Annotated in this window: 26 protein-coding genes and 2 tRNA genes; 12 read left to right on the top strand and 16 right to left on the bottom strand. The window is 59.0% G+C overall.

From position 1 onward, the window contains the following. Positions 1–214 precede the first annotated feature (214 nt). Positions 215–511 (top strand): HlyU family transcriptional regulator, encoded by a 297-nt coding sequence (locus ACK6D9_RS14675; RefSeq protein WP_322989765.1) that lies wholly within the window; start codon positions 215–217, stop codon positions 509–511. 39 nt (positions 512–550) lie between these two features. Here ACK6D9_RS14675 and ACK6D9_RS14670 read toward each other — a convergent pair whose 3' ends face one another. Then, complete coding sequence (locus ACK6D9_RS14670; RefSeq protein WP_412051823.1) at positions 551–625, bottom strand: DUF3008 family protein; 75 nt, start codon at positions 623–625, stop codon at positions 551–553. On the opposite strand from ACK6D9_RS14670, the gene ACK6D9_RS14665 reads away from it, so the two are divergent. Further along, positions 600–806: an SDR family oxidoreductase gene (locus ACK6D9_RS14665; protein WP_412051822.1), complete on the top strand. Its 207-nt coding sequence runs from the start codon at positions 600–602 to the stop codon at positions 804–806. The genes ACK6D9_RS14670 and ACK6D9_RS14665 overlap by 26 nt on opposite strands. A 259-nt stretch (positions 807–1,065) precedes the next feature. Further along, positions 1,066–1,431, top strand: a complete 366-nt coding sequence (locus ACK6D9_RS14660) for a PRC-barrel domain-containing protein (RefSeq protein ID WP_322989766.1) — start codon at positions 1,066–1,068, stop codon at positions 1,429–1,431. Positions 1,432–1,553: 122 nt separating this feature from the next. Here ACK6D9_RS14660 and ACK6D9_RS14655 read toward each other — a convergent pair whose 3' ends face one another. Together ACK6D9_RS14655 and ACK6D9_RS14650 are read right to left on the bottom strand one after the other, a co-directional pair. Then, positions 1,554–2,297 (bottom strand): siderophore-interacting protein, encoded by a 744-nt coding sequence (locus ACK6D9_RS14655; protein WP_412049066.1) that lies wholly within the window; start codon positions 2,295–2,297, stop codon positions 1,554–1,556. 80 nt (positions 2,298–2,377) lie between these two features. Next, positions 2,378–2,842 (bottom strand): Lrp/AsnC family transcriptional regulator, encoded by a 465-nt coding sequence (locus ACK6D9_RS14650; protein ID WP_412049065.1) that lies wholly within the window; start codon positions 2,840–2,842, stop codon positions 2,378–2,380. A 167-nt stretch (positions 2,843–3,009) separates the two neighbouring features. Here ACK6D9_RS14650 and ald point away from each other — a divergent pair, with 167 nt between their 5' ends. Then, positions 3,010–4,128 carry an alanine dehydrogenase gene (ald, locus tag ACK6D9_RS14645; protein WP_412049064.1) on the top strand — a complete coding sequence of 373 codons (1,119 nt, stop codon included), beginning with the start codon at positions 3,010–3,012 and terminating at the stop codon, positions 4,126–4,128. Positions 4,129–4,199: 71 nt separating this feature from the next. Here ald and ACK6D9_RS14640 read toward each other — a convergent pair whose 3' ends face one another. The 6 genes from ACK6D9_RS14640 to ACK6D9_RS14615 all read right to left on the bottom strand — a co-directional run bounded on the left by ACK6D9_RS14640 (position 4,200) and on the right by ACK6D9_RS14615 (position 8,740). After that, entirely contained in the window at positions 4,200–4,601 is a 402-nt protein-coding gene (locus ACK6D9_RS14640; protein WP_412049063.1) for a DUF1203 domain-containing protein, read from the bottom strand. Positions 4,602–4,737: 136 nt separating this feature from the next. Further along, positions 4,738–5,319: a GNAT family N-acetyltransferase gene (locus tag ACK6D9_RS14635; RefSeq protein WP_412049062.1), complete on the bottom strand. Its 582-nt coding sequence runs from the start codon at positions 5,317–5,319 to the stop codon at positions 4,738–4,740. Between the two features lies 1 nt (position 5,320). After that, positions 5,321–6,184 (bottom strand): 3-mercaptopyruvate sulfurtransferase, encoded by an 864-nt coding sequence (sseA, locus tag ACK6D9_RS14630; protein WP_412049061.1) that lies wholly within the window; start codon positions 6,182–6,184, stop codon positions 5,321–5,323. Positions 6,185–6,344: 160 nt separating this feature from the next. Continuing rightward, a complete protein-coding gene (locus ACK6D9_RS14625) occupies positions 6,345–6,797 on the bottom strand; it encodes a hypothetical protein (protein ID WP_412049060.1) in 453 nt (150 codons plus the stop codon). 174 nt (positions 6,798–6,971) lie between these two features. Further along, positions 6,972–7,697, bottom strand: a complete 726-nt coding sequence (locus ACK6D9_RS14620) for an alanyl-tRNA editing protein (protein WP_412049059.1) — start codon at positions 7,695–7,697, stop codon at positions 6,972–6,974. 5 nt (positions 7,698–7,702) lie between these two features. Continuing rightward, positions 7,703–8,740, bottom strand: coding sequence for a cysteine synthase A (locus ACK6D9_RS14615; RefSeq protein WP_412049058.1), 1,038 nt, complete (start codon positions 8,738–8,740; stop codon positions 7,703–7,705). Between the two features lie 289 nt (positions 8,741–9,029). Here ACK6D9_RS14615 and ACK6D9_RS14610 point away from each other — a divergent pair, with 289 nt between their 5' ends. Together ACK6D9_RS14610 and ACK6D9_RS14605 are read left to right on the top strand one after the other, a co-directional pair. Beyond that, a complete protein-coding gene (locus ACK6D9_RS14610; protein ID WP_412049057.1) occupies positions 9,030–9,674 on the top strand; it encodes a ChrR family anti-sigma-E factor in 645 nt (214 codons plus the stop codon). A gap of 83 nt (positions 9,675–9,757) precedes the next feature. Continuing rightward, positions 9,758–10,561, top strand: coding sequence for an SDR family NAD(P)-dependent oxidoreductase (locus tag ACK6D9_RS14605; RefSeq protein ID WP_412049056.1), 804 nt, complete (start codon positions 9,758–9,760; stop codon positions 10,559–10,561). On the opposite strand, the gene ACK6D9_RS14600 is transcribed toward ACK6D9_RS14605, so the two are convergent. From ACK6D9_RS14600 to ACK6D9_RS14575, 6 genes are all read right to left on the bottom strand, one after another. Beyond that, positions 10,562–11,923 (bottom strand): MFS transporter, encoded by a 1,362-nt coding sequence (locus ACK6D9_RS14600; RefSeq protein ID WP_412049055.1) that lies wholly within the window; start codon positions 11,921–11,923, stop codon positions 10,562–10,564. It lies immediately after the preceding gene. Positions 11,924–12,078: 155 nt separating this feature from the next. Then, on the bottom strand, positions 12,079–13,329 hold the full coding sequence (locus ACK6D9_RS14595) for a class I SAM-dependent methyltransferase (protein WP_412049054.1): 1,251 nt from the start codon (positions 13,327–13,329) through the stop codon (positions 12,079–12,081). A gap of 37 nt (positions 13,330–13,366) precedes the next feature. Continuing rightward, positions 13,367–14,212 (bottom strand): DUF1365 domain-containing protein, encoded by an 846-nt coding sequence (locus ACK6D9_RS14590; protein WP_412049053.1) that lies wholly within the window; start codon positions 14,210–14,212, stop codon positions 13,367–13,369. A gap of 2 nt (positions 14,213–14,214) precedes the next feature. Then, positions 14,215–15,555 carry an NAD(P)/FAD-dependent oxidoreductase gene (locus ACK6D9_RS14585; RefSeq protein ID WP_412049052.1) on the bottom strand — a complete coding sequence of 447 codons (1,341 nt, stop codon included), beginning with the start codon at positions 15,553–15,555 and terminating at the stop codon, positions 14,215–14,217. Then, the gene (locus ACK6D9_RS14580; protein ID WP_412049051.1) at positions 15,552–17,009 is read right to left on the bottom strand and encodes a cryptochrome/photolyase family protein; all 1,458 of its coding nucleotides are present in this window, start codon (positions 17,007–17,009) and stop codon (positions 15,552–15,554) included. Before ACK6D9_RS14580 ends, ACK6D9_RS14585 begins: the two co-directional genes overlap by 4 nt. Before the next feature lie 182 nt (positions 17,010–17,191). Beyond that, positions 17,192–17,266: transfer RNA gene (locus tag ACK6D9_RS14575), tRNA-Asn, on the bottom strand. Between the two features lie 156 nt (positions 17,267–17,422). Here ACK6D9_RS14575 and ACK6D9_RS14570 point away from each other — a divergent pair. Continuing rightward, positions 17,423–17,731 (top strand): hypothetical protein, encoded by a 309-nt coding sequence (locus ACK6D9_RS14570; protein WP_412049050.1) that lies wholly within the window; start codon positions 17,423–17,425, stop codon positions 17,729–17,731. 7 nt (positions 17,732–17,738) lie between these two features. On the opposite strand, the gene ACK6D9_RS14565 is transcribed toward ACK6D9_RS14570, so the two are convergent. After that, a tRNA-Cys gene (locus ACK6D9_RS14565) sits at positions 17,739–17,812 on the bottom strand. Positions 17,813–18,011: 199 nt separating this feature from the next. Between ACK6D9_RS14565 and ACK6D9_RS14560 the strand changes: the two genes are divergently transcribed. The 5 genes from ACK6D9_RS14560 (at position 18,012) to ACK6D9_RS14540 (ending at position 25,741) form a co-directional block, all read left to right on the top strand. Continuing rightward, positions 18,012–18,686 (top strand): protein-L-isoaspartate O-methyltransferase, encoded by a 675-nt coding sequence (locus ACK6D9_RS14560; protein ID WP_322990244.1) that lies wholly within the window; start codon positions 18,012–18,014, stop codon positions 18,684–18,686. A 219-nt stretch (positions 18,687–18,905) separates the two neighbouring features. Next, the gene (locus ACK6D9_RS14555; RefSeq protein ID WP_412049049.1) at positions 18,906–20,240 is read left to right on the top strand and encodes a TolC family outer membrane protein; all 1,335 of its coding nucleotides are present in this window, start codon (positions 18,906–18,908) and stop codon (positions 20,238–20,240) included. Positions 20,241–20,384: 144 nt separating this feature from the next. Then, the gene (locus tag ACK6D9_RS14550; RefSeq protein WP_412049048.1) at positions 20,385–21,158 is read left to right on the top strand and encodes a PopZ family protein; all 774 of its coding nucleotides are present in this window, start codon (positions 20,385–20,387) and stop codon (positions 21,156–21,158) included. Between the two features lie 202 nt (positions 21,159–21,360). Next, the gene (locus ACK6D9_RS14545; protein ID WP_412049047.1) at positions 21,361–24,177 is read left to right on the top strand and encodes a valine--tRNA ligase; all 2,817 of its coding nucleotides are present in this window, start codon (positions 21,361–21,363) and stop codon (positions 24,175–24,177) included. 364 nt (positions 24,178–24,541) lie between these two features. Next, positions 24,542–25,741: an OmpP1/FadL family transporter gene (locus ACK6D9_RS14540; protein WP_412049046.1), complete on the top strand. Its 1,200-nt coding sequence runs from the start codon at positions 24,542–24,544 to the stop codon at positions 25,739–25,741. Positions 25,742–25,952 lie beyond the last annotated feature (211 nt).

The raw sequence follows: 25,952 nt of genomic DNA, 5'->3' as shown, positions 1-25,952 counted from the left end.
CTCACCTTTGATCTAGAAAGGGTGCCTTGTGATCCGCGTGGGGCATTGAGGCACGTCAACATGACATCCGTTTCGGCCGCTTCGCCGAGAGGGCACAGTCTGAGAGTGTGATCCCGACATGACGGTTGCGCAACCGAATAAAGACAGCCGTGACGGCAAGCAGGAGTGGCGGACCGCAGCCGCGACACAGCAGAACCAGTTCGAGGAGTGAGAGATGGCCGGAATTCTTGACAGCATCCGCAACATGTTTGGCAGCGGTTCCGCGCCAGCCACGCCGGAAGCGGCCAACGAGCCCGAGGTCTACAAGGATTTTCGAATCTATGCAGAGCCGATGGCCGAGGGTGGGCAATGGCGTCTTGCCGGCCGCATCGTCATGGGCGAGGGAGATGAGGCAAGAGAGCACAAGTTTGTTCGCGCTGATGTGTTTTCCAGCCGCGATGATGTTGTGCCGATCACGATCCGCAAGGCACGCCAGATCATAGATGAGCAGGGTGCGGCGCTGTTTCCGTAACCCGTGACAAATTCCGGCAGCGCCTGAAGACCGATGGCCCTAGTCTTCGGGCGCGTGCTCAGGCAGATGCTTTCGTAAAGTCGAGGCCATCTCGTCGATTTCTTTCTCGCTCATGCTGTCAAATATCTACCGTGATGTGCCCTTGAGCTCGGAGAAATCCGTCTCTCCGCGCTTGCCACGGCCGGGTCAACCCAATGAGGTGGCCCCTTTCTACCTGTTTCTGGCCTGCACAGATTCGAGCTACATCACCGGGCAGGTGCTGCATCCCAATGGCGGCGAACCGGTTTCGAGCTGATTTCTGCATACAGGAAGCGCAGTCGTGATGCGGCACGATCAGCCCCGAATTGCGGCAGTAACGGGGCGCGCTCGCCGCGAAAAAATCTCAATAGAATTTGGAACGGGCGCGAGTCGAAAGCGTTGTTCAGGCACGGCTTTCCCCGCTGGCTCCGCCAGTCGGAAATGCCGGTCCAACGACCCAACAGCCTGCCGCGCTGTTGATCAACGCATTCCAGACAGAGCGCCGTCCGGCGTCTCCCAACCGAAAGGATTACGAGATGACGAGCATCACAAAGGAAAATGTCTCCCTGATCGGCAGCGACAAGGTTGCCGGAACCGAAGTCTATGATCGCACCGGGGAGCATATCGGCTCCATCGAGAAAGTCATGATTGGAAAGCTCGACGGCAAAGTGTCCTATGCCGTACTCAGCTTCGGTGGCTTCTTTGGCATCGGCGACGATCACTATCCGCTGCCATGGGAGAAACTGCGCTATGATGAGAAGCTTGGCGGATATCGCGCAGATATTACCAAGGAGCAGGTCGAAGGCGCGCCGAAGTATAACCGCGATTCCGACTATGACTGGTCACATTCCACCCAGGAACGGCTCTATGCCCACTATGGCCAGCCGCCTTACTGGATGTAAGTGCACAGGTCTTGGTGCTGCCGCGTTTTCAGATCCATGCATGAAACGCCGAGCATCATAACCTGATAATGATCGGCCGCCGAATGGTTCGGCGGTCGATCTTGTCTGTGCCAATCGATTATTCATGCCATCGCGGTTGCATCCTCGCGCTTGGCGATCTTGTGGGAGTCTTCGTTGCTGCCGTTTTTCCAGTAGCTTGAAATATATAGATTGCCTGAATCGAGGCCGCGCTCAGTGCGGAAATAGTCTCGCAACTGCCGCATGGCGGAAAATTCGCACGCCGCCCAGACAGACGGCTCGCCTTCCGGCCAATCAAGGGTCTTGACCCGTTCCACCAACCCCTCGCTGGCTTCGCCAGGGTGAGGGTTGATTAGCCACTCGATGCGAAAACCACTTGGTTTTGCGATCGTCTGGATATCTGCGTGCTCCACGACTTCGATCACGGCCATGCCCTTGGCTGCTTTTGGCAGCAATTCAATGTTGCCGGATATCGCCGGCAGCGCGGTCATGTCCCCGACCAGCAGGTACCAATCGGCATCAGGGTGAACCAGTTTGCGCGGTCCCGGTCCGCCAACCATGATGCTGTCACCGATTTTGCTGTTGAGAGCCCACAGGGTTGCCGGGCCGCAATCTTCATGCAACGCGAAATCCACGTCGATCTCACCCGCACGCTGGCTGCGCACAGTATAGGTGCGGACAGCATCCCTGCCGGTCCCGGGATCAGGTAACCGCAGCTTGATATAGGCGCTGGCCTGCTCCTCGGGGAAACCGGCAAATCCGGGCCCGCCAAGGGTAATGCGCAGCATGTTGGAGGTTACCTGCGTCTTGCCGACAACTTCAAGTTTGCGAGGTTCGGGTCGTGCCATGATCTGGTTCCTGATTTTCCAAGTGTGGAGCGTCTCTATCAGATCATGCGAATAATAACATGATTAAAATACTCATGTATTCAATTCAACCCGACATTCGGGCGGTCGATAACCTCGCGCAGGGCAAAGCTGGAATTGATCTTGACCACATGGGGCAGGGCCGAGAGCCAGTCGCGGTGGATCCTTTCGTAATCCTCGAGGTCGTGGGCGGCGATCCGAAGGACATAGTCATATTCCCCGCTCATCAGATAGCAGACCAGCACATTGGGGCAGAGTTTAACCGCGGCCTCGAACTCCGCCAGGGTCTTGGCGAACTGGCCGGAGAGCGAAATATGGACGATGGCAATCATCCGGTAATCGAGTGCCTTGTGCGACACGCGGGCATGGTAGCCCTTGATGACACCGGTCCGTTCGAGAATGTCGAGCCGCCGGGAACAGGCGGATGCCGACAGGCCAACACGTTCGGCAAGGGCCGAATTTGAGATACGTCCCTCTGCTTGAAGTGCACTCAAAATGGCAATATCAATGGCATCCAGGTCGATCATTCGTAGAATATACGATATTTGTGCAATTTTACGCAAGAATATTCTAGATGCGTGCTCTGCTCAGGCGAAACTTGCAAGGACATCTCGGCCGGGAAATGATTGAATAGGCTGCATTGAAACTTCCGCCGGCGTCCAAATTGCCGGTCAATCTCCCGGAGGAGACGTCAATGCGTGTAGGTTGCCCCAAGGAAATCAAGAATCATGAATATCGTGTCGGCCTGACACCTGGTGCCGTGCGTGAATACGTGGCGCATGGTCATGAGGTGATCATTGAGAGCATGGCAGGCATCGGCATCGGCGCGGATGACGCGGCTTACCAGGCAGCTGGTGCCAAAGTCGTCGACAGCGCCAAGGATGTGTTCGCGCGCGCCGACATGATCGTGAAGGTCAAGGAGCCGCAGCCTTCCGAATGGGCGCAGCTGCGCGACGGTCAACTGCTCTACACCTACCTGCATCTGGCGCCCGACCCCGAACAGACCAAGGGTCTTCTGGCTTCGGGCTGCACGGCGGTGGCCTATGAAACGGTGACTGATGATCGTGGCGGCCTGCCGCTGTTGGCGCCGATGTCGGAAGTGGCCGGGCGGCTGGCAATTCAGGCCGGTGCGACATCGTTGCAGAAGGCCAATGGCGGGCGCGGTATCCTGTTGGGCGGGGTTCCGGGGGTGCTTCCGGCTAAAATCACGATAATCGGCGGCGGGGTGGTAGGTCACAATTCGGCCAGGATGGCCGTCGGCCTAGGCGCGGATGTGAGTATTCTTGATCGGTCGCTGCCGCGCCTGCGTCAGCTCGATGATATGTTCAATGGGCGGGTGCATACTCGATATTCGACCATCGATGCGCTTGAGGAGGAAGTGTTCTCGGCTGACATGGTGGTTGGCGCCGTACTGATCCCGGGGGCCGCTGCTCCCAAACTGGTCACCCGCGATATGCTGTCGGGCATGAAGAGGGGCGCTGTGATTGTCGATGTTGCCATCGACCAAGGTGGCTGTTTCGAGACATCGCACGCCACAACCCATGCCGATCCAACCTTCGAGGTTGATGGCGTGATCCATTACTGCGTCGCAAATATGCCGGGCGCGGTGCCAATCACGTCGACGCATGCGCTCAACAATGCGACGCTGCATTACGGGCTGATGCTGGCTGACAACGGGCTGAAGGCGATTGCGGAAGACCGTCATCTGCGCGCCGGGCTGAACGTACACAAGGGCCGCATCACCAGCCGTCCCGTCGCCGATGCACTAGGCTACGCGCTGGCTGATCCCGATCAGGCGCTCAGGGTCGCCTGAGGCGATATTTGTTGCGGCAGAGTTTCAACCATTGGAAGCCTGCGGGAGAGCCAATCCTGCAGGTCTTTTCATCAGACGCGCTCGATGCGGCACTGATAGCAGTTCATTTTGGATGAGCGCATATGGACGTAGGCCACATCGTTGCGGGAGAGCAGCCGCCGGGCGGTTTCTGTCAGCTTCTCCGGCGTTACCACTTCGGCAGCGTCATAATTGATCCAGTGGTTTTGGCTGTATCCCCTGAGAATGTACGAGCCGCCTAGTTGAAACATCGGCGCCGGCTTGCCGGAAGCGATTGCGCGGCTGCATTCTTTGGCATGGAGGAAGATCGGGCCTGTTTCAGCAAAAGGCTGAGCCTCGGGAAACGGTCGGTGGGCCAGAATAAGGTAATCTTCGCCCTTGCCCACGGGGGGTGAGACAGTGGCGGCAGGGAATGGTGCCACCATCTGATGTGGCGCGTTGCGGGATCTGGCCATTGGCGTCTTTGCCGCCGCGTTGCAGATCGCGTGCGAGGGTGGTGTTAAGGGCTACAAAGCGAATGTTCATGACGGCGCTCCGTAAATTGTCGCGCAGTCACCAGTAATTGCCCCCTGATTTTACCTCCACCCGATTTCAGCCTTCAGGTTGATCGCTTCCCTTCACAATGGCGAGAATTTCAGCATCGGCGAGCGGGCGTATGATGGCCTCATTCTGGCTCACCGGCTCAAAACCCAGCTTCTGATAAAGCGGCAAGGCGGCAGGATGATCAAGCGTGTTGGTTGACACGATCACGCGGGCGGGGGTGGACGACCATGCCGTCAACAGCGCCTGTCCCAACATCCATTCGCCGAGCCCACGCCTGCGGACGTGGTCCATCAGTCCGAAATAAACAAGCTCCACCGTCGCATCAAAAATGTCGGATAGCTCGAAGAACCCGGCTGGTGCGCCATCCACGCTGAGCACGTAGATCCGGGTGGTCTTGGCGTGAACGATCTTGTCCAATTGCGCGTTGCTCATCCGCAGACGGCTGACCCAATGCCATTCACGGCCGACTTGCCAATGCAGGTAGCGATAAAAATGGAGCGGTATGTCTGTCGCCCGTATCAAGGTGGCGTGCAGATTGACCGGCAGCGGCAGCGTCATGCGCGGCCGCCTTGTCATTTCCAGATGGGTGACTGTGGCCTTGAGCGAACGCGGTTTCGCGGCTTTTGCCATCTCACGCGTCTCCCGTGACAATGGCGGTGTCGTCGCGGCCGCCCCATTCGGACCAGGATCCGTCATAAAGCATGTTGTCGCGGTGGCCGACCGATTGCAGCGCCAGGGTGATGACGGCGGCGGTAACGCCGGAGCCGCAGGTGGTGACGACTGGTTGATCGAGGTCGAGACCCGTTGATTCAAGAATTTCGCGCAACTCGCTGAGCGGCTTCAGCTTTCCACCATTGGACAGGATCGTGAACGGGACGTTGCGGGCGCCCGGCATGTGACCGGAACGCATGCCTGCGCGGGGTTCGGCTTCCACACCGGTGAAGCGGCCGGGACCACGGGCATCGGCGATCTGCAGCGACTGGTCGTCGACGATCGTACGCATGGCTTCAAAACCCGTGACCGCCTGCGCGTTGAATGACGCAACAAACTGACCCGGCTCTGGTGAGGCCGCCGCGCCGGTTTCGACCGGTCGCCCTTCCGTCTTCCAGGCATCGAAACCGCCATCAAGCACATAGACCTTGTCAGCGCCGAAGAGGCGCAACATCCACCAGACCCGAGGCGCTGAGAACATGCCGGGGCCGTCATAGACGACGATGGTATCGGTTTGTGACAGTCCCAGCGAAGTTGCGACGTGGGCGAAATCATCGGTGCTGGGTAAGGTGTGCGGCAGGCTGGAACCCGGTTTGACGACCGCGTCCTGATCGAAAAATACCGCGCCTGGAATGCGACCGACTGCAAATTCAGCCCGGGGATCGCGGTTTTGCGCCGGCAGGTACCAGGAGGCATCGACAATCTTGAGCCCGGGCGAGCCGAGGCGTTGTTCAAGCCAGTCGAAGGAAACGACGAAGGGGCTGGTCTCGGCAGCAGCAGTCATGGAAAGGTCCTCATTTGCGGGCGGGCAGTTGGGTGCAGATGCGGGCGCCGCGGCGCATGGTATGCGATGAGCGTGGCGCACGGCAATGCGGAGGAACGTGTTTCAAAAGGAGATTGTCCGGAAACTAGACCGGGTTTTGTTCGGCTCGGCTCGGACCGTGTCAGTAAAGCGACGAGGGCTGATAGGTCTGGGCGTCGTCAAACAGGATCGAGATGATCTGTGATGTCGTGTCCTCAACCGAATCGCTGTCTTCTTCTTCGGTTTCGTCCGTTTCAGTTTCATCCGTTTCCAGCAACAACAGCGCAGTTTCGCTTTCGTCCACTGCCTGGCTTCCGCCAGCAGATGCGCCATCGGGGCGAGGTCCGCCACCGGGTGGTGGTGGCGGTGGGCGATTGGCGCGGCCTGCGTCGGTTTTCTCGGTCTGTTCGGTTGCCAGGAATGCGCCGACGCGATCTGATACGGTAAGTCTGGCGTCGGAGGACGTGATCCCGCCAAGTTTAGCCGTCGTGCTCTTGGTGTTGTTGTCGTTTGATGCGTTGTTTTCCGTGCGCGGTGGCACAAGGGTGGGCACCAATACAGAGACGGGATAGGCACTGGCTTGAATGGAAGGCATCAGCTCGCTCTGCAATGTTTGCTGCATGCCTCGTTGGCATGCATGTGTGCCGCCAAAGGTAATCGCAAAACGCGCGCCGCCATTGGCCAACACCCAACCGTTACGCTCCGGGTGTTAAGACCGGGTTAAAGGAGCGATTTACCGGCACCGAACTGCAACGCAGCGAGCTCCCGGTCAGGCAGGCGCCGGGCCGAAACGGATTCGGAAGCGGCGGTTTTCCTTGCCCTTTTTCTCGATCTTCCCGATGTGGATTTCGCCCACTTCGGCGGTCTCGCCAACATGGGTGCCGCCACAGGGCTGGCTGTCGATGCTGGAATCCTCGCCGATACAAACCAACCGGATCTGGCCCTGGCCACGCGGCGGCCGGACGTTCTTGGACTTGATCAGTGACGGGTTGGCATCAAGATCAGCTTCGGCGATCCAGCGGGTGAAGATCGGATGGTTGGCGTTGACCAGTTCCATCAATCTGGCGGTGACTTCGGCCTTGTCGATGGTGTCGGACATGTCGAAATCGACGCGGCTGTCGGTCTCGCTGACGGAAGCACCGGTGATCGGGTAGGGGCAGATGACCGAGAGCAGGTGGCAGGCCGTGTGCATCTGCATCAGCCTGTAGCGCCGATCCCAGTCGATATGCATCACCAGTTTTTCGTCAATCTCTGGCACTGCCTGGTCGGGCGCCGGAATGTGGATGATCTCGGCCTTGGTCTCGCTGGTAACGGTACCGGCGATGACAATCTTGTCGCCGTTTTCACGCTCGAGAAAACCGGTGTCTCCGGGTTGACCACCTGACGTTGCGTAAAAGCAGGTCTGGTCAAGCACGATCCCGCCATCCTCGCGAATGCCGGCCACCTCCGCTTCGGCTGTGGACAGATAGGCATCTTCGAGAAAAAGCGGTTTCATGGTGGTCATTCACTTATGAAGGGGATCGAAAAATTGCTCTTGCGGGACATCCATTCAGGAACCGGCAGATCCTTGGAAGTCAGGAATTCGGGATTGAACAGCTTCGACTGGTAGCGGTTGCCGTAGTCGCAAAGTACGGTGACGATGGTGTGGCCTGGCCCCATGTCGCGGGCCATGCGGATGGCGCCGGCGATGTTTATGCCGGATGAGCCGCCGAGGCAGAGGCCTTCGTGTGCGAGCAGGTCGAAGACCAGCGGAATGGCTTCGGAATCGGGAATATTGTAGGAATAATCGGGCTTGAAGCCTTCCAGGTTGGCGGTAATCCGCCCCTGGCCGATGCCTTCGGTGATCGACCCGCCTGCGGATTTGAGCTCGCCTGTGGTGTAGAAACTGTGCAGCGCCGCGCCATCGGGATCGGCAAGCCCGATCTTGATATCGGCCGAGAAGCCGCGCAGGCCTTCGGCAACGCCGGCGAGCGTGCCGCCGGAACCGACAGCGCAGATAAAGCCATCAACCTTGCCATTCGTATCATTCCAGATTTCCGGCGCCGTGGTTTTGACGTGGGCCTGACGGTTGGCGACATTGTCGAACTGGTTGGCCCATATCGCGCCGTTGGGATCGGATTTGGCAATCTGCTCGGCCAGCCGTCCAGACAACCGGACATAATTGTTGGGGTTGCGGTAGGGCGCCGCGGGCACCTCGACCAGTTCTGCGCCAAGCAGACGCAGCGCGTCCTTCTTTTCCTGGCTCTGGGTTTCGGGAATGACGATGACGGTATTGTAGCCAAGTGCGCGCGCGACCAGCGCCAGTCCGATGCCGGTATTGCCGGCGGTTCCCTCGACAATGGTGCCGCCGGGCCGCAGTTGTCCCTTCGATTCGGCGTCGCGGATGATCTCCAGCGCTGCCCGATCCTTGACCGATTGACCCGGATTGAGGAATTCTGCCTTGCCCAGAATGGTGCAGCCGGTGGCTTCCGAGGCTGCTTTGAGCCGGATAAGCGGAGTGTTGCCGATGGCGTCGAGAACAGAATCAAGCGGGGGCATGGTAATTCCTGTCATTTGTGTGTCACCCAGACATATGCATCACCCGGGCGGTCGAAGGTTAAGCAGCCTGTTCTGGCTCCTCAAGGGCCTTGTTGCAAGAAAACAGCCGCTGTGCGCGCATGCCACAAGGGATTATTTGCCTCAAACCCGCAAAAATGGGAAATCATATGTTCCAGTGATCCGGAATGCAGGGTCACGCGTAGAAAGTGACACTTGGATTTGACAGCCTGGGCTGATTGCGCCGAAGGGTGGATGACAATCTCCTGAACCGACAGGAAGCTGACGACGCATGGTGCGTGAACACATTGATACGATCGATTCGCTGCTGGCGCGCTATGTCGCCGGTACGCTTCCGGCACCGGCGCGGGTGCTGGTTGAAGCGCATCTTGTACTCAAACCTGAAAACCGGGTCAGGGTCGCCAATCTCGAGGCGATGGCGGGGCAGGCGCTGATGGAGATCGATCCCGCCGCGCTGTCGGACCGCGACGCGATGCTTGCCGCGATCATAGAATCACAGGCGTCGGAGACCGTTGCCGCTGCGCCGAAACCCGATGCAATGGTGTTTCCGCAGGTGTTGCGCGATTTCATCGGCTTTGACGCTGGTGATGTGCCGTGGCGGACACGCTTGCCGGGTTACCGCGAATATGATCTTGGCGACATCGACGGCTGTCACGTCAATCTGTTCTGGATCAAGCCGGGCCGTACCGTGCCGGCGCATACCCATGAGGGCAGCGAATTGTCTCTGGTGCTCGACGGCGCATTTTCAGATTCACGCGGTCACTATGGCCGCGGTGATATTTCGGTGGCCGACGATTCGGTTGATCATCGCCCTTGCGCTGACCCCGAGCGGCCCTGCATCGGGCTTGCGGTAATGGATGCGCCCCTGAAGCTGACTGGCTCGTTCCGGCAGATGATCGGTGATCTTATCGGCTAAGCCCGGCGGTATTTTGCAAACCTCCTGAACCGGGCCGCCGCCTGCAACGTATCAAGGTGCAGATTGCCCGCTTGGAGAAACGTATGACCCAATACATCGCCAAACCAGCAGACGGAGCTGTCTGGATTACCGGCGCCTCAAGCGGCATCGGTCGATCGCTGGCGCTCACATTGGCGAGCGAGGGGTTTGTGGTGTTTGCCACCGCGCGCAGCGTCGACCAACTGGCTGAACTCGAGCGCGATGCCAGCGGGCTCAAGGGACGGGTTATTGCCGCGCCGGGCGATGTGACCCGCGCCAACGAGATGGCTGCGATCGTTGAACGGATCGACGCGCATCGAGGCGGTCTTGCGCTCGCCGTGTTCAATGCCGGTGTCTACCTGCCGGTTTACGGCGAACAGTTGAAGGTCGCGGATTTCGACACGAGCTTCGCGGTCAATCTGTCCGGCGTCGTCAATGGCCTGGTGCCTGCTCTCGCACGCATGAAAACGCGGCGGCGCGGGCAACTGGCGATTGTTTCCTCCGTTACCGGCTATGGCGGTATGCCGACCAGTGCAGCTTATGGCGCGACCAAGGCGGCGCTGATCAACATGGCCGAAAGCCTGAAATTCGATCTCGACAAGCTCGGCGTCCATATCCAGGTGATCAATCCGGGCTTTGTCGACACACCTGCCACCGAAGACAACGCCTTTGCCATGCCTGCGCTCTTGCAGCCTGAAGAGGCGGCCAACCGGATTGCCCGGGGGCTGAAATCCAGCGCCTTCGAGATCACCTTTCCGCGCCGCTTCACCTTCGTTCTCAAGGCGCTGCAATTTCTGCCCTATCCCGCCTATTTCTGGCTGATGAATGCGGCGACTGGCTGGAAGAAGCGGCCGTTGCAGACGGCCTGATCAAGTGGTCTCAATGCGGTTTCTAAGTTCTATTTGGGCGGCCTCGTCGAGCGGGAAATTCCACATCAAGGCGATGGCGGCGAGCTTGGCGGCGATCGGCGCCCAGGCATAGGCGATGGCCAAGGCGGTCAGGCCTTGCACTGATCCAACATTGGACGATGGATCGAAGCCAAATCCGGCAAGCAACGGAAAGACAATGCCGACGCCGCCGGCAAGCGAAAGTTTGGTGGCGAGACTCCAGGCCGCGAAATAGGCGCCGGAGCGCTGTTCGCCGGAGTCCGCCGTATCGACGTCGATGACATCGGCCTGGATTGCCGGCGGCAGTACCAGATCAAACCCCAGCAGCAAGCCGGTGACAACACAGATCAGCGCGAAGCCCAGGAGGTTTCCTTCGCCAAGTAGCGGCGCCGGTGCGAAGGCCAGGCACGCGGCGAGCATGGCGTAGCACCAGGCGCGGTGCTTGCCAAAACGGCGCGCAGCCCAAGTGGCGAAGGGCACACCGGCGATGGCGCAGAGGAAATAGAGAAACAGCAGCGGTCCGCGCGCGTCGGGCAGGCCGAGCCGTTCTGAGACGAAATATAAAAACAGCGTGGCGGGAATGCCATTGGCGAGGCCATTGAGGAAAAAGGCAGCGATCAGCCGAACAAACGGCTGGTTGCGGGCCAGATGTGCGAGGCTGGTGCGAAGGTCAAGCCGGGTGCGCGAGTGTTCGGACGGTTCGGGTGTGAAGATTACCGCGATTGCGCCCAGCAGTGGCAGCGCTGCGAACACGACAATGCCGAGTACCGCGAGACCGTGCAGTCCACCGGGCTGGGCGTTGGCGGTCTGGTCAAAGCCGATGGCAAAGGGCAGGGCAATGGCGACCAGCGTGCCGACCAGCGTCAGCGCCTCGCGCCAGCCGGCAATGCGGGCGCGGCCATGGTAATCGGTGGCCAGTTCCGCCCCCCAGGCTGAAAACGGGATCAGCGCCGCGGTATAGCCGAGCGACAGCATTAGCCCCCATGCGACGAGCCAGGCGGTCGTGACGCCGGCGGGTGGCCAGAACAGCATCAGTGTTGAAACGGCCGTCAACGGCAGGCTCAGTGCAAACAGCGTGCGGCGGCGACCGAAACGGGGCCGGAACCGGTCCGCAGCCCAGCCAATCAAAGGATCGTTGACTGCATCGAAAAGGCGCACCAGCAAAAGCGCAAAGCCGACCGAAGCGAGCGATAGGCCAAGGGTTTCGGTGTAGAAAGTCGGAACCAGCACATAAAGTGGCAGCGTCAGCGCCGCCAGCGGAATGGCGGGCAGGGCGTAGGCGATGATCTGGCCGCGTGCCAGTACTGGCGGGCGGCGCGACGAGTCCGGCAGTCTGGTATCCACAGGTTCACCTGATTGTTGGTCAATGCCAGGGTTAGGCCAGGGTTGAGCCGGGGTTGGCCTGACGCCTCGGTGCCTGTGTTTACGGGGGCAGCGTGCAGATGGTTCACCCGCACTCGGCGATTACATGCTGGTGCGGGTGAAGTGTGTGGGTGTTTCTAGCTGTAGACCACCTGGCGCACATTGATGTGGCCAGAGCGGAAGCCGGCTTCGCAGTAATACATGTAGAATTCCCAGAGCCGCTTGAAGCGGGTATCGAACCCAAGTGGCTGGATTTCTTCCCAGGCATCCCAGAACCGTTGCCGCCATTCAGCCAGCGTGCGCCCATAATCGGGGCCGAAGGCGCGGTGGTCGATCATGTCGAGACCGGCAGCCTGGCCAAGCGAGGTCAGGTGGGTCTCAGTTGGCAGCATGCCGCCCGGAAACACATAGCGCTGGATGAAATCGGGATTGGCGCGGTAGGTCTGGTAAGCCTCGGGCTTGATGGTGATGATCTGCAATCCGGCGCGACCGCCGGGTTTGAGGCATTGCCGTACCTTGGCGAAATAGCCAGGCCAGTATTTCTCGCCCACGGCCTCGAACATTTCAATCGAGACCACCGCATCATAGGAACCGGTTTCGTCGCGGTAGTCCTGAAACCGCAGGTCGACCTTGTCGGCCAATCCGGCCTTGTCGATGCGTTTGCGGGCAAAGGCCAGTTGCTCGTTGGAAATGGTCAGCCCGGAGACGCGGCAGCCAATCTCGCGTGCAGCGAATTCTGCGAATCCACCCCAGCCACAGCCAATTTCAAGCACATGATCACCAGCCTTGAGCCCGACCGCTTCAGCCAGTGCGCGGTATTTCGCTGTCTGGGCCGAAGCAAGGTCATTGGCGCCGGTACAGTAGAGCGCCGACGAGTAGGTCATCGTCTCGTCGAGCCATTTGCTGTAAAATTCATTTCCCAGATCGTAGTGGGCCGAGATGTTCTTCTTGGCCTGAGTGCGGGTGTTGGAGCGCAGCCAGTGGCGAACCATCTCAACCAGCCGGGCAAGACCACGGGCGCCGCCGGCGAGCGTGTCGCCGACTTCGACATTGACCAGAAACAACTCTAGAAAAGCGGTGACGTCGGGGCTTTCCCAATCGCCATCGATGTAAGATTCGGCAACGCCGATGGTGCCGCCGGTCAGCGCCCTGTGCGCCAGATTCCAGTTGTGCAGGATCAGCGCGGCTTCGGGCCCCGCTGTGTGGCCCTCGATCAGCACCCAGCGTCCATCCGGCATGCGGATCGACAGACGGCCATGGCCCATGTGCAAGAGGCCGCGCAAAGCCATCTTGGCTTTTGCCGGCAACCCGCGCAGGTAGGCGGACAGGTTTTCCGTTGACAGCCGTTCGGCCTGTTCAAACTCGTTCCAAGTGGCTTCGTTGTTCATGCGCAGAGCCTCCTCAGTTCTGCCATCAGTTGCTCCGTCACGGCTTGGCCACCGGATGATCGAGCTTTCCCTGATCGCGAAAGCTCGCCATGGGAGGCGGCGCCGGGCGCGGCACGGTACGCATTCCCTTGAGCCACAATTTGAGCGCTTCGAAGTGAATGCCGCCGACAATCTTCCACGGCAGAAGCGGAATCTGCAATAGGCAAGCGACAATAGATCGGTTCGAGAGGTCTCTGCGTGTGCCATTATAGGTCGCCGCAAGCAACGGCCCAGACTGGTCTGTCTCCAGAATGCGCCATTTGAGCTGTTCTGCCGGCCTGTTCATGCGGAAGTTGTAGCGCATCTCAAGCTCGATGAAGGGCGAGACATAGAAGTTCTTTGCCCGGCTCTGGCGGATGCCGGCCGGTGTCAATTCTCCATCCTCGACAAGACACACATAGGTGTGGCTCTCGCCGAAAGTGTTGCGCACTTCATAGATCATCGCAACGGGTTCATCGGCACTGTCATAGGCATAGTAAACCGACAGCGGATTGAAGACGTGGCCGAAGATCCGCGGGTAGCAGGCGAGTTCGATGCGGGCGGCGGGTTGGTCGAGACCGGCGGCATGCAACAGCGCGTCGACATGGATGCGAAGTGATTTTGCCCGGGACCCGCGCAGATGATCTGATTCGTGAAACGACATCAGGTTGGCGCGGTTGACCGAAAACAGCTTCGACAGACGATCGGCCTGGTCAAGCTGGTCGAGATCGATCAGCAGCGAGTAGACCTTGTAGCGGAAGCGATGGCCGACCGGCTTCATGCGCTGGTGCATGACATCACCAGCATATAGCGAGGCCGGGCGCCGTTGGTCCATGGCAGGGGTCGCAAGGGCGGGAATGTTCATGCTCAAGCAGCCAATTCCAGCGGGGTTGCTGCGGGCTGGCGCCAGGGCAGGGTGGCGCCCAGCGCCTCTGCTGCATTGATGCCAGAGGTAAGCCCGTCCTCGTGAAACCCGTAACCGGTCCAGGCGCCGGCGAAATAGGTATGATTGTCGCCCTGGATCTGCTTCAGACGCGCTTGCACCTGCATGGCGTCATTGCCGAATTGCGGGTGGTCGTAGCTGTATTCGCCAAACACCAGGTCCGGCCTTGGCTCGCGATCGGGGTTGAGTGTTACGAACAACGGTTTGGCCGGATCGATTCCTTGCAGGCGGTTCATCCAGTAGGAAACCGCCACATTGGAGTCACTCTGGGGATCGGAAGAGCGCATGTAGTTCCATGAGGCCCAGACTTTCTTGCGGGTCGGCATCAAGCGCTTGTCGCGATGCAGAATCACCCTGTTGGGACTGTAGGGTATGGCGGTGAGAGCGGCTGTTTCGGCTGCTGTCGGGTTATCCAGGATCCGCAATGCCTGATCGGTGTGGCAGGCAAAGATCACCCGGTCGTAGCTTTCAAGGTGGCCGGTGGTGTCGAGAATATCGACGCCCGCCCCGCCGCGGCGAACCGAGACGGCGCCGGTATTGAGCCGAACCCGGTTGCCGAGCGGCGCCAGCAGTTTGTCGAGATAATTGCGGCTGCCACCGGTGACAGTGCGCCAGGTCGGTCGTTCCGAATAGATCAGCCGGTGGTTTTCAAAGAAATTGACGAAATAGGTGGCCGGAAATTCCAACAAGCGTTTGGCGGGCGTTGACCAGATGGCGGCAGCCATCGGCACCAGGTAATTGTTCATGAAGCCCGGCGAAAAGCCGCGCCAGTTGAGATAATCGCCGATCGAACGGGCGGTAAGATGGCCGGCGGCGCGGTCCTGCAGGCAGATCTTGTTGAAGCGCAGGATTTCGCGCAGCATTAGCAGGAAGGACGGGCGCAGCAGGTTTCGCTTCTGGGCAAACAGCGTCGATAGATTGTCGCCGCCCCATTCGAGCTTGCCGTGATCGAGCGAGAGCGCAAAGCTCATGTCGCTGTCGTGGGTATCGACACCGAGATGGGCGAACAATGCGGTCAGGTTGGGATAATTGAGCTCGTTGTAAACAATGAAGCCGGTGTCGACCGAGATCGCCGCGCCATCATAATCAATATCCACGGTGGCGGTGTGGCCGCCGGCACGCGAGGCTGATTCGTAGACTGTGACGTCGTGCAAATCGCTCATGGCCCAAGCTGCCGACGCGCCGGAGATGCCGGAGCCGATAACGGCAACGCGCAGACGCTGACGGCCGGTGGAGGTGGCGAATGGCTTGAGATGAACGTTCATGCGGCATCCTTGATCTGCTGATAGGCGGCAAGCGCGCGGTTGCGCGCCGTCTGATGGTCGACAACGGGTTCGGGATAGGTTTCGCCCAGCCGAACACCGGCTTTTGCCAGCACGTGGTCAGGTGCGGCCCAGGGCTTGTGGAGGTAGCGGTTGGGCATCTGCGCCAGTTCCGGCACGAACTGGCGGACGTAATCGCCTTCGGGGTCAAATTTTTCGCCCTGAAGCACCGGGTTGAAAATGCGGAAATAGGGGGCCGCGTCAGCGCCCGATCCGGCCACCCATTGCCAGCTTGCGGCGTTGGATGCGGGATCGGCGTCGACCAGCGTGTCCCAGAACCAGCTTTCGCCCTGGCGCCAGTCGATCATCAGGTGCTTGGTCAGGAAAGAGGCAGTGACCATGCGCACGCGGTTGTGCATCCAGCCTGTCTGCCAGAGCTGGCGCATGCCGGCGTCGACAATCGGGTAACCGGTCATGCCTTTGCGCCATGCCGAAAGCGCCTGGTCTGGCGGGGCAATCCAGGGGAAATCATCAAATTTGCTGCTGTAATTGGAATTCGCGAGGTCTGGTCGGTTGGCCAGCAGGTGCCAGGAAAACTCGCGCCAGCCAATTTCCTTGCGAAAAACCGTACGGTCGGCGGCTGATGCTTCGGTGTCGCTGTGTTTGAGTGCTTCGAGGATTTGCGCCGGTGTGATCTCGCCATGGGCCAGATGCGGCGATAATCCGGAAGTGGCGGCAACACCGGGAACATCGCGACGTTCGGCGTAATCGGGCAGGCGTTCATTGAGAAATTCCGCAAGCCGCTCCTTGGCGCCTTCTTCGCCGGGAAGCCATGCCCGGGCGAGACCGCCGGCCCAATCCGGTCCGGTCGGCAACAATTTCCAGTCATCAAGACTTTCGGACGCCGGAGCAGGGACAAGCGGCGCCAGTGTTTGTGGTGCAGGAACGGGAGGCCGATTATCGAGATCTGGTTCAATTGCGCGCCAGAACGGGCTGTAGACCTTGTAAAATCCGCCACTGCCGGTGCGCAGCCGCGTCGGCTCATGCAGCAACTGGCCGGCAAAGCTCTCGGCGACGATGCCGTCTGATTGGAGTTGATGCTTGAGCGCGGTGTCAGCGTCCTGAAAAGCCGGGTCGTAACGCCGGTTCCAGTAAACTGCCGAGGCACCGGTCGATTGGACCAGGCCGGTAATTAGTTCTTCCGGGTCGCCAGTCAGCAGCAGCAGCGGTGCGCCTAGGTGTTCAAGTTGTTCGCCCAGCCGTGCAAGCGAGTGATGCAGCCACCAGTTTCGTGCGCCACCCAGCGTGCGGGCAGGGGAGACGGGCTGGTGGATGAACACCGGCACAACCGCGCGATGCCGGCTTGCCGCCAGCAGTGCTGCATTGTCGCCGGTGCGCAAATCGTTGCGGTACCAGACAATGGCGGTATCGCTGAGGATGCTGTCGTCGTGGGGCATGTTTGAAAATCAGATTCCGTTGGGGCTAAATCGCCGGGCCTTTGACTGCGTCATACGGCTCTACGGAAAAGACGGATCAGAAGTTTCAGGAAATAAACTTGGGCGTACGCCAATTTAACGGACGGTGCGTCGGTAAAAAAAGAAAAGGCCGCAACCTTAAAAGGTGCGACCTTTCCTGAATCTGGCTCCCCGGGCCGGATTCGAACCAGCGACCGATCGATTAACAGTCGATTGCTCTACCACTGAGCTACCGGGGATCACCGCCTTGAGCAGTGTGTGGGGCCTATAACAAATGCCTCTCCGATTTGCCAAGCTGTTTTTCAAGAAAAAGCACCTATATTGCCAAACGAGGCAAGAAAACCCATCTGGTGGGTAGGGCCAACAGCCGAATTTCTCGGCAGGTGCGGGTTTGAATGGCGAAAATGAAGGCTTTCAGTTTCAACGCTGCCCGCGGCGAAATCCGGGTTGGGCGGAGGGTAATTTGCCTGCCTGCACGCGCGCCGGTTCGGGTGACGTTGGGTTCAGGCCTGATTATCGGTGGTTTTCTGGGGTTTTTACCGATTCTCGGCTTCTGGATGGTGCCGCTCGGTTTTTTGATTCTGTCGCAGGATCTGCCGATGGTGCGGCGCTGGCGACGTTCGCTTGTGGTCAAGCTCGAACGGCGCAAACCTGCACGGTCGAAGCGGCGAGCGCCGCCCAAGTCCACAGACGATGAGATGTGATTGATTTTGGAGGCCTCGCCCGGAATCGAACCGGGGTGCAAGGATTTGCAGTCCTCTGCGTAACCACTCCGCCACGAGGCCTCATGCCGGTCTGGTACCGGACGGCTGGCAAATAGACGGAGAATCATGCCGATGCAAGGGGCTGGAGCTATCGACAATGAGATTATCAACATCTGCCGAGCTCAAAACAGTGAATATTCCCGCTGCGCCCGTGGTACAGCTTGAAACTGTTGATGTGGCGCTTTATTGAAGCGCGAACCAGATGCATCGGAGAGACCGGATGGGCACCGACTATCAAGACGCCCGCCAGAAAATGGTGGACAATCAGATACGCACGACGGATGTGACGTCGCATTCGGTCCTGAAGGCATTTCTGACAGTGGCGCGCGAAGATTTTCTGCCGACGCCGCTCAAGCCGCTGGCCTATATCGATACCGACCTTCAGATCACCTCCGGTGGTGAGGAAGGCGTTGTCCGTTATGTGATGGAACCATCGCCGCTGGCCAAGCTGTTGCAACTGGCGCAGATCACGCCCGATCAGGTTGTTCTCCAGATTGGCTGCGGAGTGGGCTATTCGGCGGCACTGTTGTCGATGCTGGCCGGGTCTGTTGTTGCGGTCGAGAGCGATGGCGCGCTGGCCGAGGCGGCGAGCGCCAAACTCAGCGATACCGGTTATGACAACGTCGCCGTCGTCACCGGTGATCTGGAAAAGGGCTACGCTGCCGAAGGGCCCTATGATGTGATTTTCTTCAATGGTGCGGTCGAGGTCGTGCCCGAGGCGCTTTTTGACCAATTGCGTGAAGGCGGTCGGTTGATTGCGCCGATCGGAACGGGAGCTGCGGCTCAGGCATATGTATACGTCAAGGATGGCGGCGTGGTATCCGGCAGGCCGGCTTTTAACGTGTCGGTCAAGCCGCTGCCCGGCTTTCGGAAATCGCGCGAATTCGTATTCTAGGCACGGACGATGTGCTGCAGGCGCTGAAGTTGCGAAATGTCGTGCTGTTGCGCGAAGGTCACTTTGCCGGGTTTAGTACATGTATTTTCCGGCTGTAACATTGCGTAGAGTGCCGCCGGTTATATAAGTAGTAGCTCAGATGTTTTGGTGATTCACCAAAATCGTATCCTGTGCTGTTTCGGGTCGTGCCCGATTGTGCGCATGCTGGAGTGATTGCTCGTGTCATTAATAAAAAAGTCGCTCGCTTGTGCTGCGGTCCTTTCCATGGTGGCGATATCTCCGCAGTCGGCATTTGCTGAGACATTGTATCAGGCGATGGCCAAGGCCTATGAAAACAATCCGGACCTGAACGCGGCGCGGGCAGGGTTGCGCGCCACGGATGAAGGGGTTGCCTTGGCGAAATCAGGCTACCGGCCGATCATTGCCGCCGAAGCAGTTGCCTCATCGACCAGCGTAGACGGCTTCGAGACCAATACCGCCAACGTCGGAATATCGATCAACCAGATGCTGTTTGACGGGTTTCAGACCCGTAACAATGTGCGCGCTGCAGAGGCGCAGGTATTTGCCGGCCGGGAAAATCTGCGCGGCACCGAGATCGATATCCTGCTCGCCACCGTTCAGGCCTATGTCAATGTTAATCGCGACAACCAGATTGTCGTTTACCGGAAACAGAATATCGCGTTTTTGCAGGAGCAGTTTTCGGCTGCCAAAGCCCGCTTTGATGTCGGCGAAAGCACCCGCACCGATGTCAGCCTAGCCGAGGCGCAACTGGCAGGCGCCCGAGCCAGCCTGACGGCGGCGATTGCCCAGGCTAAATCGAGCGCCGCCGTTTATGCGCAGATTGTCGGCACCATGCCCAAGGATCTGAAGGCCGTACCGCTGCCGCGCAAATTGCTGCCACCGAGCCTCGACAGTGCGGTCTCGCAAGGTGTGACCGAGCATCCGGTGGTTTTGGCGTCGCTCTATGGGGTTGATGCTGCCGGCTACAACGTCAAATCCCAGGAGGGAACCTTCCTGCCTGGCGTGAGGTTGAGCGGTTCGGTCTCCGAGGCCGATGCAGGTGTAAGCACGGCGCGGGTTGAGGCACGGGTCACCGTGCCGATTTATCAAGGTGGTGCGGCGTCGGCACGGGTTCGCCAGGCCAAAGAGCAACTGGGTCAGCAGCGCATACTGGTCGACAAGGCCCGGCGTTCGATCCAGCAGTCCGTCGTTACGTCCTGGACCCAGATGGAAGCGGCTCAGGCAACCATCGAGGCCAACCGCGCGCAGCTATCCGCAGCCAATCTGGCGCTTAACGGGGTTGTCGAAGAACGCCGCGTGGGACAGCGGACCACACTCGACGTGCTCAATGCGCAGCAGACCGTGCTCGATGCCAAGGAAGCGATTTCCCAATCCGAGCGCAATGCCATCCTGGCGAGCTTTTCTGTGCTTGCCTCCACTGGCAAATTGACTGTTGACCGGCTTGGGCTGCGTGTTGCCAACTATCGTGCCGAAGAACACTACGAGGCAACCAAAGACCGCTGGTATGGCCTGCGTACCGTCGACGGACGCTAAGGGTTTCTTTTCCGACCGATATTTCTGTGCATGATCCGGGATCCGCCCACAAGCGTGATTCTCAATGCTTCGACAATGCCCTACAGTTGAAGGGTGATTCGCCGGTGGTCATGAGCCGAGCGACGAGAGTAACGGAGCGTAATCATGGGACAGGCCGGCGCACAGCGCGAACCGTCGATGGAAGAAATTCTGGCGTCCATCCGCAGGATCATCGAGAACAATGAGCCCGCAGGTGAAAACGAGCACGGCAACGCCTTTGACGGTGCCCACGACGATTATGCAGACGAATCAAACTCAGATCTTGAAAACTCGGTGCGCGACGAGGCCCGTAGCAATGGCTTCTTCAACGACGAGGTCACCGAGGATGAAGTGGGCGAGCACTCGGTAGAGCCGGAAGCTCCACGGCGCTCGGAGCCTGTCTCGCTGGCCGATGTGGCGGCGCGTGTGCGTTTGTCCCCGGAAGCGGTGGCTGCAGTCGCCGCCGACCGGCAAGCAGACACCGACGCCGCCATCGACGACGCCGTGGCGGAAGAACTCCGGCAGGCGCTGGTCTCCAATGAACCGGTAGTGTCGATTGTCCCCAAGGTGGAAACTTCTGTGCCGACGGATCCCGCCGAGCCTGCAAAGCAGGTGGATACGGCAATGAGCGCGGGAGCTGAGCCCGATGTGGCAAACGCCGACAAACCGGAGGTGAGCGGAAGCCAGTTGGTTTCCCTGCATACCGGAGAGAAGGTCGCCGCAGCGTTTGAGGAACTAAGCTCAGCAATCGCCGCAGGACAGACCAGGTCATTTGACGAAATCGCCGAGGAAATGCTCAAGCCGATGCTCAGCCAGTGGCTCGATGACAACCTGCCAACGCTTGTCGAGCGGCTGGTTCGCGAAGAAATCGAGCGAGTGTCGCGCGGCAACAGAAGTTAGTTGCGAGCCGCGTTAGCGTCGTCTAGACCGGAGCGGCCGATGATGGCGGCGACGCTATTGGTGTTTTATCTGCTCCGGATTGCCAGCATGCGGGCATTTGCTGCACGGTTGTTGATCCGCTGATCCGCCTTGTTGTTGACTTCGCCCGGCCGTTCCGGTTTATCCGAGCCTTGTCCCACATGATGCAGGCGGTTACCCGAACATGCTTGAAAAAACCTATGACGCTGCGACCGTAGAGCCGAAAATTGCGACACGCTGGGCGGACGCCAACGCGTTTGCCGCCGGCGCCGGCGCGAAACCCGGGGCGGAGCCCTATTGCATTGTCATTCCGCCGCCCAATGTCACCGGGTCGCTGCATATGGGGCATGCGCTCAACAACACGCTGCAGGACATTCTTGTCCGGTTCCAGCGGATGCAGGGTCGTGATGTGTTGTGGCAGCCAGGCATGGATCATGCCGGTATCGCCACGCAGATGGTCGTCGAGCGGCAACTGGCCGAGCGCAAGGAACCCAACCGGCACGAAATCGGGCGCGAGAAATTTATCGAGCGGGTGTGGAACTGGAAGGAAGAATCCGGTGGGATCATCTTCAACCAGCTCAAGCGGCTCGGGGCATCCTGTGACTGGTCGCGCGAGCGCTTCACCATGGATGAAGGCCTTTCGCGCGCGGTTCTCGAGGTGTTTGTCAGCCTTTACAAGGAAGGCCTGATCTACAAGGACAAGCGGCTGGTCAACTGGGACCCGGAACTGCTTACGGCGATTTCCGACCTTGAGGTCGAGCCGGTGGAAATCAAGGGCAATCTCTGGCATTTCCGCTATCCGCTGGCCGATGGCGTGACCTATGAGCATCCAGTCTCCTACGACGAGGAGAGCGACACCTACCAGTATGAAACGCGTGATTACATCATTGTCGCCACGACCCGGCCTGAAACGATGCTTGGCGACACGGCGGTTGCGGTCAATCCCGAGGATGCCCGCTACAAGGATCTGATCGGCAAGCAGGTGATCCTGCCGCTTGTCGGTCGACGCATTGACATTGTCGGTGACGATTATGCTGACCAGACAGCCGGATCGGGGGTCGTGAAAATTACACCGGCCCATGATTTCAACGATTTCGAGGTTGGCAAGCGCCACCATCTCAAGGCCATCAACATCCTGACGACCGACGCCCGCGTCACCCTCAAGGACAACGAGGATTTCCTCGAAGGTATTAAGGTCGAGGGCAAGCTGATCGAGGTGATCGAAGAACTCGATGGCATGGACCGGTTTGCCGCTCGCAAGGAAATTGTCATCAAGATGGAAGAGCTCGGGCTGCTCGATCAGGTCGAGCCGCACACCCATATGGTGCCGCATGGCGACCGTGGCGGCGTGCCGATCGAGCCATTCCTGACCGACCAGTGGTATGTGAACGCCGCCGAAATGGCCAAGCCGGCGATCGAAAGCGTGCGCGAGGGGCGGACCAATTTCGTTCCGAAGAACTGGGAAAAGACTTATTTCGACTGGATGGAGAACATCCAGCCCTGGTGCATCTCCCGGCAGTTGTGGTGGGGACACCAGATCCCGGCCTGGTACGGGCCCGACGGGCAGGTTTTCGTCGAAAAGGACGAGGAAGCAGCACTTGAGGCTGCGATCCAGCACTATCTGGCCCATGAGGGACCGTGGAAGGCCTGGGTCGAGGAGAAGCTTGAAAACTTCAAGCCTGGCGAAATCCTGACCCGCGACGAAGATGTGCTCGACACCTGGTTCTCGTCGGCGCTGTGGCCGTTTTCAACGCTGGGCTGGCCAGACAAGACGCCGGAGTTGGCGCGCTACTACCAGACCGATGTGCTGGTGACCGGCTTTGACATCATTTTCTTCTGGGTTGCCCGGATGATGATGATGGGGCTGCATTTCATGGATGAAGAACCGTTTCACACGGTCTATGTCCATGCTCTGGTGCGCGACAAGCACGGCGCAAAGATGTCCAAATCCAAGGGCAATGTGATCGATCCGCTGGAACTGATCGACGAATATGGCGCTGACGCGTTGCGCTTTACGTTGGCGATCATGGCCGCACAGGGCCGCGACGTGAAGCTCGACCCGTCGCGGATTGCCGGCTACCGCAATTTTGGCACCAAGCTGTGGAATGCCACGCGCTTTGCCGACATGAATGGTGCTGCGCTGGACCCGAATTTCGATCCGGCCTTCGTCAAGCTGACAATCAACCGTTGGATTCTGACCGAGCTCACCCGCACGGCGGCTGAAGTCAAGGTGGCGATCGAAGCGTACAAGTTCAACGAAGCCTCTGGGGCATTGTACCGGTTTGTATGGCACCAGGTGTGCGACTGGTACCTTGAATTGCTCAAGCCGGTATTCATGGGCGAAGATGAGGCCGCAAAGGCAGAATCCAGGGCTTGCGCGGCGCATGTTCTGGCGGAAGCGGTCAAGCTGTTGCATCCATTCATGCCGTTCATGACCGAAGAGCTGTGGACGCATCTTGCGGGTGAGGGGGCAGGGCTTGCCTGTCACGCGGCCTGGCCAGAGCCTGAGTTCGAAGACAATGCCGCTGCTGCCGAAATCAACTGGCTGATCGATCTTGTGTCCGGTCTGCGCTCGGTGCGGGCAGAAATGAATGTGCCGCCGTCGGCCAAGGCGCCGCTGGTGATGGTGGGCACCAACGCTGAAACCGGCGAACGACTGGTTCGCCACGAGCCGGCTATCATGCGGCTGGCGCGGGTCAGCGACATACTGCTGGAAACCGCGGCGCCACGTGGATCGGCACAGATTGTGGTCGGCGAGGCGACTGCCTGCCTGCCGCTCGGCGATCTGATCGATCTGGACGCCGAGAAAGCACGCTTGCAAAAGGCTTTGGGCAAGGTGGCCGACGATATCGACAAGATCGAGCGCAAGCTTAGCAACGACAAGTTCGTGGCCAACGCCAAGCCCGAGATTGTTGCTGCCGAACGCGAAAAGCTCGCCGACCTGATCGGCCAGAGGGACAAGCTATCAATGGCCATCGAGCGTCTCGGCCAAACTGGCTGATATTGAGACTGGCAGTATGTGATTCTGTACCGGTGGCCCCGAATTTCGGGGCCACCGGTACTTTTGAGGGCCACTGGGCGGTTTCGCCGCGGGACTGTTTTTGCATCCTGGCAAAATCATGGCAAATGTGACGAAATTGCAACAAATCCTTGCTCTGAGGCGCGTTTACCCCGGTTTTGGGGCAGATTTGCTCACGAACTGCCCTGTTTTACTCGGTTTGGGTAGGTTTTGGCGGATTTTTGCAGCGAACGATGCTGCTGCAGGAAGGCGTTGCTGCGAGGCGAGAGCGCGTGCGGTTTACAAAGTTACAGAAAACTTTACCTAATTACGTCATTCGTAAGCTTTTACGCCCTGGAGGGGATTCATGATTAGCGGTAATTTGAAAACACTCGTCGCGGTGTTCGCGGCAAGCGCAGCGATGGTTTCCGGGGTGCAGGCCAACGGGTTTTCGCGCGGTAACGCCGATACGGATATAATCTACGAAGATGGACGTTTTGATGCCCGTCTTGGGGTCGTTTACACCACCCCCAACCGCGGATACGAAACAATCAACGGCGCCGCCGTTACCGATAGCGATTATTCCGATTCGTATGCTGTTCCAACAGCCGCAGCCAAATTCAATATCACCGAAGATCTACGTTGTGCGGGTACCTATACGCAGCCATTCGGTGCTGATGTCAGTTACGGTCCCCAGGCAATAGTTGCCGGATTGACTGCAGACAGGAAGGGCACGGCTTCGATGGATTTCGTCGCCAACGAGCTTGGTCTGACCTGTGGGTACAAATTCAAGGCTGGCCCTGGCAATCTCTGGCTACTCGGTGGTGCTTTTGTTGAAGATATTTCTTATCATGAAGGTACTTTTGTTGGCGGTATTTCGGTTGCAAACAACTTCACGACTCTGGAACTGAAGGAAAACTACCAGCCTGGTTACCGTTTGGGCGCTGCCTATGACGTGCCGGAGATCGCACTGCGCGTTCAGGCTATGTATCGTTCCGAAGTTGTTCACAACCTTGACGGCACGTTTTATGCGCCCGCTGCACTTGCGGCTGGTAGCATCTTCAGCAATCCGAGTGCGGTTGGTAGTGCGACGTTGCCGCAGAGCTTCGAGATCAAGGCGCAGACTGGTGTTGCGCCTGGCTGGCTTGTGTTTGGTTCTGTCAAATGGACAAATTGGGCTGCTTTCGACGTCCTTACCTACACCTCAGCACTTGGTGCTCCGGCGAACAGAAAAGAGTTCTACTTCAAGGACGGGTGGACCTATTCACTTGGTGTTGGCCACAAGTTCAACGACAAGCTTTCCGGTTCGCTGTCACTGACATACGACCAGGGCGTAAGCACCACGGAAGATGTCCACGGTGATACAATAACGCTCGCTTCTGGTGTTCAGTTCAATCTCAATGAAATGACCAAGATCAGTGTTGGTGGTGCCATCAGCCATCTGCAAGGTGGTAGCGTTGCGCTGAGCACCGGCGCCGGCGGCATTGGTCCCGGTCACAAGTTTGCCTACACCGTTGGTGATGACTGGGCCTACACGGTCGGAGCAAACATCCTGGTTAAATTCTGACGCCAATTTAAAATTAAGCTGACAAAGCCTCGCCGGATTAACTGCCCCCCGAAAGTTGCACATCAACTTAGGGGGCAATTGAGCCGGCGGGGTTTTTTCGCATTCCGGGTGCGCTCCAACTTCGAAAGGGCGCCGGCTGGTTTGGCTTATAGTCAGCAGTTGTCGATTTGCCGGGCCGCGGTGAAATTTTGTTGCGGCAGCGGCCTCTGTG

Source organism: Hoeflea sp. Naph1, from assembly GCF_046837775.1.
Classification (GTDB): domain Bacteria; phylum Pseudomonadota; class Alphaproteobacteria; order Rhizobiales; family Rhizobiaceae; genus Hoeflea.
The sequence above is the reverse complement of the archived record's forward strand: the minus strand, read 5'-3'. Positions and strand labels throughout refer to the sequence as shown.

Excerpts from the sequence above, each read along its gene's own strand:
- ACK6D9_RS14675 (WP_322989765.1), top strand. The coding sequence starts at position 215 with ATGGCCGGAATTCTTGACAGCATCCGCAACATGTTTGGCAGCGGTTCC.
- ACK6D9_RS14660 (WP_322989766.1), top strand. The coding sequence starts at position 1,066 with ATGACGAGCATCACAAAGGAAAATGTCTCCCTGATCGGCAGCGACAAG.
- ACK6D9_RS14655 (WP_412049066.1), bottom strand. The coding sequence starts at position 2,297 with ATGGCACGACCCGAACCTCGCAAACTTGAAGTTGTCGGCAAGACGCAG.
- ACK6D9_RS14650 (WP_412049065.1), bottom strand. The coding sequence starts at position 2,842 with ATGATCGACCTGGATGCCATTGATATTGCCATTTTGAGTGCACTTCAA.
- ald (WP_412049064.1), top strand. The coding sequence starts at position 3,010 with ATGCGTGTAGGTTGCCCCAAGGAAATCAAGAATCATGAATATCGTGTC.
- ACK6D9_RS14640 (WP_412049063.1), bottom strand. The coding sequence starts at position 4,601 with ATGGCCAGATCCCGCAACGCGCCACATCAGATGGTGGCACCATTCCCT.
- ACK6D9_RS14635 (WP_412049062.1), bottom strand. The coding sequence starts at position 5,319 with ATGGCAAAAGCCGCGAAACCGCGTTCGCTCAAGGCCACAGTCACCCAT.
- sseA (WP_412049061.1), bottom strand. The coding sequence starts at position 6,184 with ATGACTGCTGCTGCCGAGACCAGCCCCTTCGTCGTTTCCTTCGACTGG.
- ACK6D9_RS14625 (WP_412049060.1), bottom strand. The coding sequence starts at position 6,797 with ATGCCTTCCATTCAAGCCAGTGCCTATCCCGTCTCTGTATTGGTGCCC.
- ACK6D9_RS14620 (WP_412049059.1), bottom strand. The coding sequence starts at position 7,697 with ATGAAACCGCTTTTTCTCGAAGATGCCTATCTGTCCACAGCCGAAGCG.
- ACK6D9_RS14615 (WP_412049058.1), bottom strand. The coding sequence starts at position 8,740 with ATGCCCCCGCTTGATTCTGTTCTCGACGCCATCGGCAACACTCCGCTT.
- ACK6D9_RS14610 (WP_412049057.1), top strand. The coding sequence starts at position 9,030 with ATGGTGCGTGAACACATTGATACGATCGATTCGCTGCTGGCGCGCTAT.
- ACK6D9_RS14605 (WP_412049056.1), top strand. The coding sequence starts at position 9,758 with ATGACCCAATACATCGCCAAACCAGCAGACGGAGCTGTCTGGATTACC.
- ACK6D9_RS14595 (WP_412049054.1), bottom strand. The coding sequence starts at position 13,329 with ATGAACAACGAAGCCACTTGGAACGAGTTTGAACAGGCCGAACGGCTG.
- ACK6D9_RS14590 (WP_412049053.1), bottom strand. The coding sequence starts at position 14,212 with ATGAACATTCCCGCCCTTGCGACCCCTGCCATGGACCAACGGCGCCCG.
- ACK6D9_RS14585 (WP_412049052.1), bottom strand. The coding sequence starts at position 15,555 with ATGAACGTTCATCTCAAGCCATTCGCCACCTCCACCGGCCGTCAGCGT.
- ACK6D9_RS14580 (WP_412049051.1), bottom strand. The coding sequence starts at position 17,009 with ATGCCCCACGACGACAGCATCCTCAGCGATACCGCCATTGTCTGGTAC.
- ACK6D9_RS14570 (WP_412049050.1), top strand. The coding sequence starts at position 17,423 with ATGGCGAAAATGAAGGCTTTCAGTTTCAACGCTGCCCGCGGCGAAATC.
- ACK6D9_RS14560 (WP_322990244.1), top strand. The coding sequence starts at position 18,012 with ATGGGCACCGACTATCAAGACGCCCGCCAGAAAATGGTGGACAATCAG.
- ACK6D9_RS14550 (WP_412049048.1), top strand. The coding sequence starts at position 20,385 with ATGGGACAGGCCGGCGCACAGCGCGAACCGTCGATGGAAGAAATTCTG.
- ACK6D9_RS14545 (WP_412049047.1), top strand. The coding sequence starts at position 21,361 with ATGCTTGAAAAAACCTATGACGCTGCGACCGTAGAGCCGAAAATTGCG.
- ACK6D9_RS14540 (WP_412049046.1), top strand. The coding sequence starts at position 24,542 with ATGATTAGCGGTAATTTGAAAACACTCGTCGCGGTGTTCGCGGCAAGC.